13 protein-coding genes and 1 pseudogene are annotated in these 14,902 nt (G+C 73.6%); all 14 read left to right on the top strand.

Annotation, left to right across the window (positions count from 1 at the left end; all coding sequences use genetic code 11):
* Positions 1-270, top strand: a pseudogene (locus PKA89_RS03170) (pilus assembly protein); the annotation flags it as partial.
* Positions 267-3,398, top strand: coding sequence for a LysM peptidoglycan-binding domain-containing protein (locus PKA89_RS03175; protein WP_324416532.1), 3,132 nt, complete (start codon positions 267-269; stop codon positions 3,396-3,398). The pseudogene PKA89_RS03170 and the gene PKA89_RS03175, both read left to right, overlap by 4 nt.
* Positions 3,399-3,631: 233 nt before the next feature.
* The gene (locus PKA89_RS03180) at positions 3,632-4,417 is read left to right on the top strand and encodes a hypothetical protein (protein WP_324416534.1); all 786 of its coding nucleotides are present in this window, start codon (positions 3,632-3,634) and stop codon (positions 4,415-4,417) included.
* Between the two features lie 71 nt (positions 4,418-4,488).
* A complete protein-coding gene (locus PKA89_RS03185; RefSeq protein ID WP_324416536.1) occupies positions 4,489-5,274 on the top strand; it encodes a hypothetical protein in 786 nt (261 codons plus the stop codon).
* On the top strand, positions 5,271-5,564 hold the full coding sequence (locus PKA89_RS03190) for a hypothetical protein (protein WP_324416538.1): 294 nt from the start codon (positions 5,271-5,273) through the stop codon (positions 5,562-5,564). The genes PKA89_RS03185 and PKA89_RS03190 overlap by 4 nt, the downstream gene beginning before the upstream one ends.
* The gene (locus PKA89_RS03195) at positions 5,564-6,361 is read left to right on the top strand and encodes a hypothetical protein (RefSeq protein ID WP_324416540.1); all 798 of its coding nucleotides are present in this window, start codon (positions 5,564-5,566) and stop codon (positions 6,359-6,361) included. The genes PKA89_RS03190 and PKA89_RS03195 overlap by 1 nt, the downstream gene beginning before the upstream one ends.
* A complete protein-coding gene (locus tag PKA89_RS03200) occupies positions 6,361-7,761 on the top strand; it encodes a hypothetical protein (protein WP_324416542.1) in 1,401 nt (466 codons plus the stop codon). The genes PKA89_RS03195 and PKA89_RS03200 overlap by 1 nt, the downstream gene beginning before the upstream one ends.
* A 20-nt stretch (positions 7,762-7,781) precedes the next feature.
* Entirely contained in the window at positions 7,782-9,269 is a 1,488-nt protein-coding gene (locus PKA89_RS03205) for an SCO6880 family protein (protein WP_324416544.1), read from the top strand.
* Positions 9,266-9,472 carry a hypothetical protein gene (locus tag PKA89_RS03210; protein WP_324416546.1) on the top strand — a complete coding sequence of 69 codons (207 nt, stop codon included), beginning with the start codon at positions 9,266-9,268 and terminating at the stop codon, positions 9,470-9,472. The genes PKA89_RS03205 and PKA89_RS03210 overlap by 4 nt, the downstream gene beginning before the upstream one ends.
* A 191-nt stretch (positions 9,473-9,663) precedes the next feature.
* Positions 9,664-10,983 carry an ATP-binding protein gene (locus PKA89_RS03215; RefSeq protein WP_324416548.1) on the top strand — a complete coding sequence of 440 codons (1,320 nt, stop codon included), beginning with the start codon at positions 9,664-9,666 and terminating at the stop codon, positions 10,981-10,983.
* An 11-nt stretch (positions 10,984-10,994) separates the two neighbouring features.
* On the top strand, positions 10,995-12,062 hold the full coding sequence (locus PKA89_RS03220) for a peptidoglycan DD-metalloendopeptidase family protein (RefSeq protein ID WP_324416550.1): 1,068 nt from the start codon (positions 10,995-10,997) through the stop codon (positions 12,060-12,062).
* Positions 12,063-12,120: 58 nt separating this feature from the next.
* Positions 12,121-12,564, top strand: a complete 444-nt coding sequence (locus PKA89_RS03225; RefSeq protein WP_324416552.1) for a hypothetical protein — start codon at positions 12,121-12,123, stop codon at positions 12,562-12,564.
* Positions 12,561-14,009, top strand: a complete 1,449-nt coding sequence (locus tag PKA89_RS03230) for a TraM recognition domain-containing protein (protein WP_324416554.1) — start codon at positions 12,561-12,563, stop codon at positions 14,007-14,009. Before PKA89_RS03225 ends, PKA89_RS03230 begins: the two co-directional genes overlap by 4 nt.
* Positions 14,006-14,665: a hypothetical protein gene (locus tag PKA89_RS03235; protein WP_324416556.1), complete on the top strand. Its 660-nt coding sequence runs from the start codon at positions 14,006-14,008 to the stop codon at positions 14,663-14,665. Before PKA89_RS03230 ends, PKA89_RS03235 begins: the two co-directional genes overlap by 4 nt.
* The last annotated feature ends 237 nt before the right edge of the window (positions 14,666-14,902 follow it).

Below are 14,902 nucleotides of genomic sequence, written 5' to 3' on the forward strand. Positions count from 1 at the left end.
ACCGGAGGGCAGCAGCTCCAAGCCGCCCCCGCCATCCGCGGCCAAGACGTCCGCACTGACATCACCACCGCCACCCGCGCAGCAAAGGCCTACCTCGCCGCGTCCGGGATGACCGGCCGGGTCCGCGTCACCGGCGGCGACACCATCACCGTCGACACCAACGACAGCTACACCACCACCTTCCTGAGCATCATCGGCATCACGACACTGCCGGTTACCGGTCACGCCGAAGCCAAGGTCACCCGCACCCTGCGAGGAGTCGAGCAATGACGCCCACCCTGCGCGCCCGCCTCACCGGGCTGGCCGCCGCGGCCACCCTCACCGCCCTCATCGTCGGCGTCCCCGCCGCGCTCCTGGCCACCAGCTCCACCCCGGGATGGCCCGGATGGCCTCGGCTGCGCGACCTGCTCACCAGCCCCGACGACGGCACCCTCGCCCTGACCGCACTGACGCTCGTCGCGTGGCTCACGTGGGCCTTCCTTACCGGCACCACCCTGCTCGAGATCGGTGCGCGCCTCCGCGGGATCCCCACCCCACGACTGCCTGGCCTCGCGCTGCCCCAGTCCGCCGCCCACGGGCTCGTCGGAGCCGCCGTCCTCCTCTTCGCCACGGCCCCCACCCCCGCAGCCGCCGCCACGACCCCGCCAGCCGCGGCCACCACCAACCAGGCCGACACGGCGACCGCGCCCGAGGCGACGGCCGCGACAGGCCCAGCCGTCCCCACCGCGCCCACCTACACGGTCCGGCCCGGCGACACCCTGTGGTCCATCGCGGCGGACCGCCTCGACGACCCGCACCGGTGGGGCGACATCGCCGACCTCAACACCGACACCGTCAGCGACCCCCTGACCACCGGCACCGTCCTGCAGCTCCCATCGACCACCACGCAGAGCGGTCGGACGGTGTGGAAGCGGTACACCGTGCAGCGCGGCGACACCCTCAGCGGCATCGCCGCCGACGAGCTCGGCGACCCCGACCGCTACCCCGAGATCTACGCCGCCTCCCGCCACACCGCCCAGCCCGGCGGACGACACCTCACCGACCCCGACCTCATCGTCCCCGGCTGGGTACTCACCCTCCCCGGGCAGGCGACCGCTCCGGCTCGAGTCCCCGCAACGACGCGCCAGGACACAACGCCGGTGCCGCCGCCAGCCACCACCGGCCTCAAACCGGCCGACCGCGGACCCGCCATCCACACCGCGGCCCCCACGACCCGACCCGACGCGCACACCAGCACCGACAACCCGGCCGTCACCGAGCAGGACGAGCAGACGTCGTTCCCGTGGCTGGTCACGGGACTGGCCACCGCCCCCGTCCTCGCCGGCTCCCTCTGGCTGCTCCTCACCCGCCGCCGCGCGACCCAACAGCGCCACCGGCGCCCAGGTCGCACCATCGCCCCCCCCCCCCCCCCGCCCGCCCCCATCGAGAAGACCCCGGCCGCCCCCGGCGCCCTCACCGCCCCCGACGTCGAGCGGCTCGACCTCGCCCTGCGCCACCTCGCCACCCAGCACACGACCGCCGGGAAGCCCATGCCGACACTGGCCGCCGTCGAGCTCACCCCCGAGGGCGCCACCGCGCACTTTCAGGCCCCCGCCGAGCTGCCGCCGCCCTGGGTCGACCGCGGCACCGCAACCCGGTGGATCCTGCCCGTCACCGCGGACCTGGACCCGGGTGGCGCCGCCGCCGACCAGCCCGCCCCCTACCCCCTGCTCGTCACCATCGGCACCAGCGACACCGGTGACACCTGGCTGCTCAACACCGAAGGCGCCACGCTCACCCTGACCGGCGACCCGACGATGGCAGCCGACCTCGCCCGCTACCTGGCCGCCGAGATCGCCTGCAACCCGTGGTCGCGCAGCGTCACCGCCTACTGCCACGGCCCCGCCGCCGACGTCACCGGCCTCAACGCGGACCGGCTGCGCGCCCACGACACCATCGACGAGCCCGCGGCCGAGGTCCTCACCCACGCCGTGGCCACCCACGACCGCGCCACCGCACACCACCTCGCGTCGGGGCCGACCGGCACCGCCACCGCTCGCGCCGTCATGGCCGGGGACGACGACTGGCCCGCCGCCGTCCTGTTCGCCGACACCACGCGCGACGCACCAGCCGAGCTCGGGCAGCTGATCACCCTCCTGGACCAGCACCCAGCGACCGCCGGCACCGCCGTCGTCCTCACCAGCGCCACTAGCGCGACCGGCGTCGTCGCCCAGCTCAGCCCGAGTGGACGCATCCACCTCCCCCACGTCGGCCTCGACCTGGTGGCCGTCGGCCTCACCCGCGACGAAGCCCTTGGCTGCGCATCCCTCTTGGCCGTCGGGGCGGCGCTGCAGGACCAGCCCATGCCCGACGCGGACGGCGCCGGCGACCAGAGCGACTGGCGCGCCGACACCGACGCCGCCGGCGCCCTGCGCGCAAGCGCCACGCGGCCGCGTGACCCGCACGGTGACGCCACCAGCCTCCTGCCCGACCCCGACGAGGACTACCTCGACCACGCCGCCACCACCGCCGACGACCTCGCCGCCCTCGCCCCCCGACTCGACCCCGCGACACACACCGCCGACGAGGACCTCGACCCCACCCTGGATGAGGACCTCGCGCTCTGGTTCGCCGACGAGTGCCCCCTGCCACGGCTGACCCTGCTCGGCCCGGTCACCGCCCGCACCCGCGGCACCGCCTTGGCTGAGCGCAAGGCGTACATGACCGCCGTCCTGACCTTTATCGCCCTGCGACCCCAGGGCGCCACCCCCGACCAGCTCGCCGACGCCATGGGCATCACCGGCGCCAAGGCCCGCGAGTACGCGCGCGTCGTGCGCGACTGGCTCGGCACCAACCCCCGCACCGGCGACCCCCACCTGCCCGACGCCCGCAAGGCCCCCGCGGCCCTGGAACGCGGCATCGGCGTCTACCAGGTGCAGGACCTCCTCATCGACGCCGACCTGTTCCGGCGCCTGCGCCGCCGCGGACAGACCCGCGGATCGGCCGGCATCGATGACCTGGTCACCGCCCTCACCCTCGTGGCCGGCGAACCCTTCAGCCAGCTCCGCCCCGGCGCCTGGACCTGGCTCCACGAAGGCGACCGGCACGACCACCACCTCACCGCCGCCATCGTCGACTCCGCCCACCTCGTCACCACCGCCGCCCTACGCCACGGCGATCTCGACACCGCCCGCGCCGCCGCCGAGCGGGCGGTTCTGGCCGCCCCGTACGACGAGACGCCCCGGCTTGACCTCGTCGCCGTCGAGCACGCCGACGGCCGCGACAGCAGCGCCGACGACCTGCTTCACAGCGCGGTCCTGGACCGCGCCGACGTGCCCGGCCCCCCGGAGGACCTGCCCGAACGCAGCAGCACGCTGATCCGCCGGCACCGGTGGACCGGCGGCGCCCAGGCCTCCTGACCGGCCCGGGCAGCCCACCGGTCCTACCCCCGGCGTCAACGGCCCGGCGCTACAGCGACCCTGACTGCCCGCCGCGGCAACTTTCCCAGGGACGAGCGTTTCCGCAGGTCACGACCCTTGTCCCTGGTCGTCCCCGGCTTGTCCCTGCGCGTCGAACCCTCGTCCCGGGACGAAACCGGGGACGTCACGATCGCACCGTCGCCTCGTCACTTCCGACGAAAGGCGCACCAGCGATGAGCGTGACCACCGAGCTGCAGATGACCGACCTGACCAGCGGCCCCCTCAAGGATGCGGTCTCTGCCTGGGCCACCTGGGTTCAGCACCACGATGAGCTCGCCCCGATCCCCGACCTGGCCGCACTCCCCGCTTGGCTGCGCGCTGCAAGCCACCGCGACCGCGACCTGGTCCTGCGGGTGCTGGCCCGCAAGGGTTCCACCCTCGGTGACGACGAGCCCACCGCCGCCGCGGTCCTCATCTGGGTCCTGCTCCCCGGGGCCAGCCTCATCGCGTCCCGACTGCGGCGGCTCAGCCCGCACATCGACCAGGTCGTCGCCTCCCAGCTGTGGCTCGAGGTCCGCGCCCTGCGCTGGCAGACGACATCGAAGGTCGCCGCCACCGTCCTGCTCAACACCCGCAAGGGCGTCCTGACCGATCTCGGTGTCCGCGGCCACCACGAGGCCGCGTGGGAACGGTGCGTCGTCCTGGACCCCACCACGCCCGCGTGGCTCGAGCTCACCGACGACACCGCCGGCGAAGACCCCGCCGCCGAGCTGGCGGCGCTGCTGGACCAGGCCCGCCGCGACCAGGTCATCACCGACCAGCAGCAGGCCCTGCTGGTCCGCCTCGCCGAGCTCGCCGACCGCGGCAGCAACCCGCGATGCGGCAGCAAGGCCGGGATCATCTCCGCCGTCTCCACCATGGTCGTCGCCGCCGAGCTCGGCGCCTCCCCGCGGACCATCCGCCGTCACACCCAACGCACCGTCGCCGCCCTCACGGCCAGCTACGCGATCCCCGCCTGACCGCCAAGCCCGACCCATCGGCCTAGGGACAGCAGAGCGCCGGACACGGCGCCCGAAACCAGGAGGGGACCATGACCACCACCACGGCACTACGACCCGTCACCGTCGCCGAGCTGCAGCGCGCCTACCGCGACGTCCTCGACGGCCGGTTCCGGCGACACCCGACCCGCACCCCGCGCACCGACGAGACCTGGCACGGGCCGGCGCTGCCCGTGCTCGCAGCCTGCAGCGCAAGCGGCGCCTCCACCATCGCCCTCGCCCTGGCCACCGTCACCGGCGGCTCCCGGCTCGTCGACTGCGCCGGCCCCGCATCCGCCCTGGCCGGGGCAGCCACCGCCGAGCTCGGCCAGGACGACGACGGGTGGGTCCGCGGCCGCCGCGGCGAGGTCCTCCTCGAGCGGCCCGCCGCTCCCGTCGCCACCGCCCACCCCCCGACCACCCCGCAGGGCTACGAGGGCGAGCTGGCCGTCATCGACGTCGCCGCACCCGTGGAGACCGTCATCGTCGGCCGCTCCTGGGTCGCTGACCTCCTGCGTCGCCCCGGGCCCGTCGTCGTCACCACGACGAGCACCGTGCCCGGGTTTCGCCGCCTCGACCGGACCCTGGACCTGTTGCGCCACCGTGAGGTCGTCGTCGCCACTGGCAGCCCCAGCCGTCGTCACCGCGACCGCGCCGCCGCCCACGCCTGGGAGCAGGTGTGCGCCGCGCACGACCTTCGTGGCCGGGTCGTCACCGTCCCCCTGGATCCCCGGCTGCGCGTCCACGGCATCGACTCCGCCCCGTTGCCGGCCGCGCTCCTGCGCACCGCGCGCCATGCCCTCACACTCACCACCCTGAACCGGAAGGTCTCGTCATGACCAGCACCGCGACCCTGACCTCACTGGCCACCCGGATCTGCCCCATCGCCCCACCCGGCGCGCAGGGCTACGCCGACCAGCTGATGGGCTACCTGCTGTGGGGCATCGGGATCCTGTTCCTTCTCGGCGTCCTGGTTGGGATCGGCTCGGTCGTCGGCGGCCGCGCCTTCGCCATGCCCCACGCTTCCCGCGCCGGCGTCGTCGGCATCGTCCTGGTGTTCGCGGCGATCGTCGCCTACCTCGTCCTGCCCGGCATCGTGCGCGCCTTGACCGGCTCCGGGTGCGTCTGATGCCCACCTCGTGGTCCGCGACCGCCCCCGGCTGGGGACGCGCCCGGCTCCTGTCCGCCCTGGTCGGGATCCTCCTCGCGTTCGTCATCCTCGTCGGCGGCCTCGTCGGCCTCATCCGCGACGCCGCCGACGGCACCCTGCCGTATGACGACAACGTCACCCCCACATTCGCCGCCGACGACCGGACCTCGGTCCGGGACGCCATCGCTGCCGCCCCCATGCTCGACGACACCCCCGCCGACGCCCGACGCGGCACCCCCACGGTCACCGCCCCCGCACCGCTCACGATCCCCCCCCCCACCACGAAAGGACCCGCCAGCGTCCCGTCCGGGTTCCCGCACACCCCGGCCGGAGCAGTCGGCCAGCTCGCCGCCATCGACACCACCGTCCTGACCGCCATGAACATCCCCGTCGCTAGAGACGTCCACGACGACTGGACCATCCCCGGCGCGCCAGCGCTTGAGGCATGGCCCCCCACCGCCGCCGTGCGGGCCTTTCGCACCGCCTCCAACACCACCGGCCCGGTCGCGGTCGCCGTCAACCCCGTCGCCGCCCAGCTCAAAGGCTCCGACGGTCCCGACTGGGTCCTCGCCTGCGTGCTGTACCGTATCGACGCCGCCGTCACCCGCGCGGCCTCGGTCGCCTACGGCCGCTGCGAACGCCTCGAGTGGCGCGAGGACCGGTGGGTCGTCGCGCCCGGCCCGGCCCCCGCCGGGGCACCCGCGACGTGGCCCGGCACCGACCTCGCCGCCGCCGCCGGCTGGCGCCCCTGGCGCACCGATCTGGGCCCACCGTGATGACGGCGGCGCAGGGCTGGGACGACCTGCTCGACCCGTTCACCTTCCTTGGCAACGCCGCCGCCAAGGTCGCCACCGACGCATGGACCGCCTGCATGCTCGCCCTGTGGAACGCCGGCCTGTGGCTGCTGCGGCTCGTCCTGGGCTGGGTCGACACCTTCCTCTCCCCCGACCTGCGAGAGAGCGGCCCGATGGCCGGCACCTACCGCGTCACCTTCTGGGTCGCCGCCACCCTCGTCGTCGCCCTCACCCTGGTCCAGACCGGCATCGCCGCCGCCCGCCGTGACGGCCGCTCCATCGCCCGCGTCCTGGTCGGCGGCGCCCAGTTCGTCATGGTGTGGGCCGTCTGGATCAGCTACGCCATCGCGCTGCTGTACGCCTGCTCCGGCCTGACCAAGACCCTGATGAAAGCCACCATGGGCGTGGACACCTGGGCCGAGTGGAACCCCTGGGGCACCGTCGAGGCCGAGGACCTCACCGATGCCACCATCGCCACCGTCCTCGGCATCCTGGGCTGCCTGGTGATCATCGCCGCCATCGGGCACCTCATGGTGATGCTCGCCCGCGCCGCCGCCCTGATCGTCCTGGTCGCCACCGCCCCCATCGCCGCCGCCGGCCTGGCCTCCGAGGTCGGACAGTCCTGGTTCTGGAAGAGCGTGCGCTGGACCCACGCCGCCGCGTTCACCCCGCCCCTGATGGCGCTCGTCATAGGCGCCGGCACCCAGACCACCACCGCCACCGTCACCGGACCCCAGGCCGGGCTGGCCTCCGCCGTCGGGACAGCCGTGCCCGGCGTCATGCTCGTCCTCATCTCCTGCTTCGCCCCCCTGGCGTTGTTCAAACTCCTCGCGTTCGTCGACCCCGGCACCAGCTCCGGCGCCGCCATCCGCAACGGCCTCGCCGCGGCCGGAGGTGTCCAAGGCCTTCTCTCCGGATCCTCCACCGCCGCGCCGCAGACGGCCTCGAGCACCGACGCGATGGGCCGGTCCGCGCCCGAGTCCACCGGCGAGGACGCCACCACCAGCCGCTTCGCCCAGACCGCCTCCGGGATGCTCGGCGCCGCCGGCCGCGTCCTGGGCGCCGCCGCCAGCATCGGCGCCACCGGCGCCGCGGTCAGCGCCGACATGACCAACCAGATGGGCGTGGGCCACCACAGCTACATCCCCGACTTCACCCGCCCCTCGCGTCCCGGCACCAACCGGCCCGATGCGCCCGACACCCGCGGCGAGGACCAGCCCAGCACCGACGGCCCCGACGTCGCCGCCCCTGATGCCGTGGCACCGCTGCGGCCCCTGCCCACCCCAGCACCCGCCGCCGCGGCGCCCGCCGGGGCCGCCGGGGCCGCCGGGGCCGGCGCAGGTGCCGGCGTCGCCGCTGCCGTTCCAGTTGTCCCCGTCTGACCGCACTGGAGGTCCTCACCGTGTCCCACATCTACGCCGACTACACCCGAGCCCGGATCGGGTTCTTCTTCGGCCTCACCGGCGCTCAGCTCGCACTCGTGGCCGTGACCGCCCTCCCGGCGATGTGGACCGTCGGCGCGGGGGAGTGGGCCGCCACCGCGCTCCTGGCGACCGGCTGGGTCCTCCTGACCGTGCTGGTCGTCACCCCGATCCGGGGCCGATCCGCGACCGGATGGCTGACCGCCGTCGCCGCCCACACCACCGGTTCGGTGACCGGCTGGTCGCGCTTTCGCAGCCGTGCCGCGGCGGGGGCCGTGACCGACCCCGACCAGGTCGACCTGCCCGGGGTGCTGTCGGGGATCGAGGTGCACGACGCCCCACCCGCCGGGCCGCACCAGCGCCGCGTCGCGCTCATCCAGAACCACGCGACCCGCACCTGGGCGGTCACCGCCGCGGTCACCCACCCCGGGATCGGGCTCAGCGAACCGGCCGACCGCGACCGGTACGGCGCCGGGCTGGCGACCCTCCTCGACGCGGCCAGCCGCACCGCCCTCATCGACGAGGTCATCATCGTGGTCCGCACAGTCCCCGACGACGGCGCCGAACGCGCCCACTGGCTCGCCCGCCACCGCCACCCCGACACCCCTGCCGCGGTCCGCGCCATCACCGACGACCTCTCTACGTTCCTGTCCGGGGCGTCGGTGCGCACCGAGGCGTTCGTCACCGTCGTCGTCCCCGAGAGCCGGCTCGCCAAGCCCGCCAGGGAAGCCGGTGGCGGGATCGAGGGCCGCACCCTCGTCGTGCACGGGCTGCTCGGGGAGGTCGAGACCCACCTGCGCGGCGGTCTGGGCATGAGTGGCGTGGACTGGCTCACCTCACCTGAGCTCGCGGCCGCCTGCCGCACCGGGTTCGCCCCCGGCGACCGCGCCGGACTCGTCGACGCTGCCACCGCAGGAGCGGCCGACGTGCCGTGGTCCATGGCCGGCCCCTCCGGTGCGCAGGGCGCGGTGCGGCACTACCGGCACGACGCGTGGGCGTCGATCTCGCTGACCCTCACCCTCCCGGTGCGGGGCGCCGTGATCGGGGCCCTGGCCCCGGTGCTCGTTCCCGCCGCGGGGGAGCGCCGCAGCGTCATGGTGTCCTACCCGGTGCTGTCCGCCCGTGCCGCCGACCGGCACACCGCCACCACCGCGTGGTCAGCCGACATGGCCGACGGTCTGCGGACCAAGGCGAAGGTCCGCCAGCGCACCGCCTCGCGCGAGGAGAGCGACAAGGCCCGCGGCCTGGACGCCAAGGTCGCCCACGGCCACGCCCTGACTCGCCCGCACGCCATCTGCACCGTCACCGTCCCGGCAAACGCGCCGGTCGCCGACCACGGGCGCCGCCTCGACGCCGCCGTCCGCTCCGCCGGCTACGCCCCGCTGCGTCTCGACCTCAGCCAGGACGCCGCGTTCGCCTGCGCCGCCGTCCCGCTCGGGGTCAGCCTCACCCGCAAGGGCACGTCATGACCGGCTACCCCCACTGCTACGGCACCAGCCGCGTCGCGAACATGCACTACGCCATCGCCTGCGTCGCCTCCGCAGCCATCCTGCGCCGCAAAGGACACCCCGGTCAGGCCCGCGACCTCGAGACCGCCGCACGAGAGGCCCAACCGCCCACGCCACCATCCGGGCCAGCGCCGGAACGGGGGGTGCCGCCGTGGTGGCACTGACCCGCCGCCCCGCTCCCGGGCGGAGCCTGCCCCAGCTGCTCGCCGACTTCGGCCACGACCTGCCCACCCCAACGCCCGCGGCACCGCGACGTGACGACGGACGACTGTTTACCCGCGCCGGCCGCCGCGGCCCCGCCGCGGCCGGCCGGGGGTGGTCACCCTCCCCAGCCGCCCCCGTCGCCGGGTGGCGGATGACCTCCGACCAGGCACCGGTGCTGTGGCCGTTCATCGCCACCCCCGCTCTGCCCCCCACCGGGGCAGCCATGGGCATCGACGTCCTGGCCGGAGGGACGTTCCACGCCGACCCGTTCGGGTGGGTCCTGCGCGACGACGTGCCCGTCACCAACCCCAACATCATCTGCTTCGGCAAGCCCGGCCGCGGGAAGTCCGCCACCACCAAGGCCTTCATCCTGCGGATGATGGACGTGGGCTACCGCACCCTCGTGCTGGGCGACCCCAAGGACGAGTACGAACCCCTGTGCCGGTTCCTGGGCGTCGAGCCCATCTGCATCGGCCCCGGCCTGCCCGCCCGGATCAACCCGCTCGCCTTCGGCCCCCTCGGCGACGGCTGGGAGCACCTCGACCCGGGCCAGGCCCGCTCCCGCGCCGCCATCGTCTTCTCCCGCTGGCTCACTCTCGTGCGCGGCCTCGTCGGCTCCCAACGCGTCGGCTCCGCCCCGGTGCCGTTCGGGCCCGTGGAGGAACAGGCGGTCAAGACCGCCCTGCGCACCCTCACCGGGTACACCGACGCCGCAACCCGCCTGCGCGAGACCACCATCCCCGACCTGTGGCACCTGCTGTCCAACCCCACCGACGACCTCGTCACCGCCTGCCGCTACGCCACCGCCCGCCAGCTCCTGGACGAGACCCGGCTCCTGCGCGACGCCCTCGGCCAGCTCGTCGACGGGGCCCTGCATGGGCTGTTCGACGGCCCGACCACCATCGACGTCGACTGGGCCGCGCTCATCCAGTCCCTGTCCCTGTCCCGGCTGATGCCGCTGGGCGACGAAGCCGTCGGCATCGCCCTGACCTGCCTGTCCTCCTGGGGCCGCAGTATGCGCGAACGCACCACCGGCTCGGACCTGCGGGTCGTCGTGCGCGACGAGGTGTGGAAGCAGATGCGCCTTGGCCCCGACGCCGTGAAGTCCTTCGACCAGGACCTGCGCCTGTCCCGCGCTGACGGCGACATTCAGTGGGCCAACGCCCACAAGCCCACCGACCTGCTCTCCGTCGGCGACAGCCGATCCCAGGCCGTCACCATCGCCAAGGACCTGCTCCACCTCACCGACATCCGCATCCTGCACGGCCAGGACCACGCCGTGGCCACCGAGCTCGACACCCTCCTTGGCCTGGGGCCGATGGCCCGCGACGTCGTCACCCGCTGGGCCATGCAAGGCAAAGGCCGCGCCCTGTGGTGCGTCGGAGACCAGCAGTACAAGGTCCAGACCGTCCTGCACCCCCTCGAGGCGCAGCTCACCGACACCAACAACGCCATCGCCGGCGCCGCCTGACCTCGCCCGTCATGAGCAAAGCCTGGCTCGCCATCGCCGCCGCAGCACTGGCCCTGACCGGTACACCGCTCGCCACCGCCCTGGTGGTCGCCACCGGCGCGACGGCACTCACCCCAGACCAGTTCGGCTGCGCCACAGACGTATTTGCCAGCACCGGGCAATGGCAGGCGCCGTTCCAGCAGCGGTACACCCGCACCTCCACCTTCGGGATGCGCCTCCACCCCATCCGCCACGAATGGCGGCTGCACTCCGGCGTCGACCTCGCTTCCCTTCCCGACCCCGGACCGGTCCACGCCGCGAACTCCGGCCGTGTCCCCGCCGCCGGCCCCCGCGGCGGCTACGGCAACACCGTCGACATCGACCACGGCGGCGGCGTCCCCCCCCGCTACGCCCCCCCCGCCAGCATCGCCCCCGCCGCGACCGTCGACGCCACCATCACCGGCGGGCAACGGCTCGGGATGGAAGGCTCCACCGGCGCCTCCACCGGGAACCACCTCCACTTCGAGGTCCGCCTCAACGGCAGCCCCATCGACCCCGAAGCGTTCATGGCCACCCACGGGGCACCACTGGACGGCGCCCCCACCCACGCCAGGCCGGCCGCCCCAGCCACCGCCTCCTCCATACCGCCCGCCGCGACCCCGCGGCTGCACTCGCTCACCACCCCGCCCGCACCGATCCCGCCCGACATCCTCACCTTGTACCGGCAGGCGGGGGAGCGGTACGACGTGCCCTGGGTCCTGCTCGCCGGCGTCGGTATGGAGGAGACCCGGCACGGCGCCAGCGACGCCACCTCACCGGCCGGAGCCCGAGGGCTCATGCAGTTCACGCCCGACACCTTCACCACCTACGGCGTCGACGGCGACCGCGACGGACACGCCTCGATCACCTCCGACGCCGACTCCATCCACAGCGCCGCCCGCTACCTCGCCGCCTCCGGCGCCACCCGACCCGACGGGGTCCGCGACGCCCTGTTCGCGTACAACCACGCCGACTGGTACGTCAACGACGTCCTCACCTACGCCCACGCCTACGCCGCCACCACGGCGGCGGAGAGCTGTAGGTCGCTTGCGACTCCTTGACCGCGAGAACCACTGGACCGGCTTAGGGACAGTGAGGACACCAACGAGGGAGGACCCGATGCAGCAGTCCCGCCGCGCCACGCCCCACCCGCCCGGGTGGGAGATCTCCGCCGCCTGCGCCATCGCGGCCCTCACCATGCTCGCCCTGGCCGCGCACCTCGCCCGCGCCGTCGCCAACCTGCTCGCGACGGGCAGGTGGACCTGGCCGCAGCAGGACCAGCTGGTCACCGCCCTGCCCGGCATCCTCGCCGGCGACGCCGGCGCCGGCCTTCCCCCCGGCGCCGTCGCGAACACCAGCCTGCTCTACGGGTGCCTGGTCGTCGTCGAGCTACTCGCCGTCACAGCCATCACGGCCGCGGTCGTCGCGGGGCTGCGGCGCTGGGGACCCTCGCGGGTGCGCGGCGTGGCCACCCGCGACGAGGCCGAGAACCTCCTCGGGCTGCGCCGCCTGCGACGGGTGGCACCCGTCATCCGTCCCGACCTGCACGCGCGCCAGCCATGACCCGGTTCCACCCCCACAACATCGGCTGGCGCCTCGGATACGCCCGCGAACCCCGCGGCGGCAACCTGTGGGTCCCGTGGGACCGCACCGCCGGCGTCATCGGCCCCCAAGGATCCGGCAAGACCCTCGACCTGCTCATCCCCGCGCTGCTCGACGCTCCCGGCGCCGCCCTAGTCACCCTCACCAAGATCGACGACCTCCTGCTCAGCATCGACGCACGCTCCACCAACGGCCGCCCCTGCCTCGTCCTCGACCCGTTCGGCCTCGCACCCGGACTCCCCGAGCTCGTCTGGGACCCCATCGCCGGATGCGTCGACCCCCTCGTCGCCGAACGCCGCGCCAAGGCCTTCACCGCCGGCACCATCCGCGGCGCCGGAGCCCGTGGCCAAGGCGACGACGCCGCCCGCTTCTACGCCGCCGAAGCTGCCAAGGTCATCCAGGGCTACTTCCACGCCGCCGCCCTCACCGGACGCACCCTCGACGACGTCCTGCGCTGGGTCGCCCAACCCACCGCCGCCACCGAACCCACCGAGATCCTGCGCGCCCACCCCCATGCCGCACCCTTCTGGCACGGCCTCCTGCACGGCGCGCTGCGCGGCGACGACCGCACCGCCGGCAACACCATCACCACCGTCCAGCAAGCCCTCGCCCTGTTCTTCCAAGCCGACACCCGACGCCGCTGCGTCCCCGGCCCAGGACGGCCTGCCACCGACATCGCCGACGTCATCGCCGCCAGAGGCACCATCTACCTCCTGGGCAGGGACAGCCCCTACGAGTCCGCCTCCCCGCTGCTCACCGCCGTCGCCGAACACGTCCTCGACACCGCCCTGCACGCCGCCAGCAACTCGCCCTGGGGACGCCTCTGCCCGCCCATGCTCGCCTGCCTCGACGAACTACCCTCCACCGCACCGCTTCCAACCCTGCAGACCCGCATGGCCAACGAACGCGCCCTGGGCATCTCGTTCCTGTGGGCCGCGCAGACCCGAGCCCAGCTCACCCAGATCTTCGGGGACCACGAAGCACGCGCCGTCCTCGGGCTCACCAACGTCCTGGTCATGTTCGGCGGGTCCAAGGACGTCACCTTCAACCGCGAGATCTCTGACCTCCTCGGACCTGTCCGTGTCCCGCGCACCACCTGGCAGCAGGGCCGCACCCGCCGCTCCATCAGCGGAGAGGACATCCCCATCCTCACCGGCGCCGAAATCCGCCAACTCCCCGACCGCCACGCCCTGGTCATCGCCGAGAACGGTAAACCCCTCATCGCCATGCTGCGCCGCACCATCGACGGCCCCGCCGGCCGCAAACTCCTCCACACTCAGGCCCGCCTTCGTCAACAGCCCGCCGCCGCACGCACCCGCGCGATCGACCCAGAGGCCCGCACCACCGCCGCCCTCGTCGAAGCCCAGCGGACAGGGCTGGCAACCAGGCCCGCGGTGCCGTCATGACAGTCGGTGACGCCACGCAACCCGACCCGGCAGCGCAACTCACCCTCCCGTTCCCCAAGCCTGGCCGGCTCGTCGAGCACGCCTACTGGGAACTCACCATCGCCGCGGCCGGTACCCCAGAGCAGCTCCAGGCCCTGGGCGACATCAGGCGTCTGCCCAAACCGTGGGAGCCGGCCACCTGCACCCACCCCGACCTCCGCCTCGACCTCTGGGCATGGCTCGACGACGTGGTCACCTGGATCAACCACGAGCACATCTGGGACACCACCAACTTCATTCCCACGTGCTGGCCCAACCACCCCCCCCTCATACACGACCTCGCCGTCCTCGCGGACCAACGACGGCGGGCCGGCAACGCCAAGACCAGCGACGCCCTCGAGGACTGGCATCGATACGCTCTCCCCGCCTTCCTCGACCGTATGCGCACGCAACTGAAGAGCCACTGCGAAGACGGCCACCAAACCTGGCCCTCCACCAGCCGCCATGCCCGCCACACCAGCGACCCCCACCGTCGACACCGACACCAATCCTTCAAACGCGACATCGAGGCCATGACCCCGGCCGGTCAGCGCGACCCTGCTCAGCCGAGGGGAGCGAAGCTCCACCTCGTCGATGGCGTACTTATCGAGGAGACAACAGGAGAGGTCATCGACTAGCGGACATGCCGATGGTCGCTAGTCGGGAGAGCGCGTCACTCCGCCTACTAGGTCCCTGGAAGATTCCAGACCCAGCTCACGACTACGTCGAGGCCGGAAACTACCTCGACTCGTTCCGACCGACCTGAATACCGATCAGCTCCGCTCTGGTCCGTTCGCCCGAGGGTCTGCCGCCTCAGAGCCTCTGCAGGTACCCCGGAGGGTGAATCGGCCATCCCGTCGCCGAGCTAACTGGAG

The sequence above is a fragment of the Phycicoccus sp. genome (assembly GCF_035325325.1).
Classification (GTDB): domain Bacteria; phylum Actinomycetota; class Actinomycetes; order Actinomycetales; family Dermatophilaceae; genus Phycicoccus.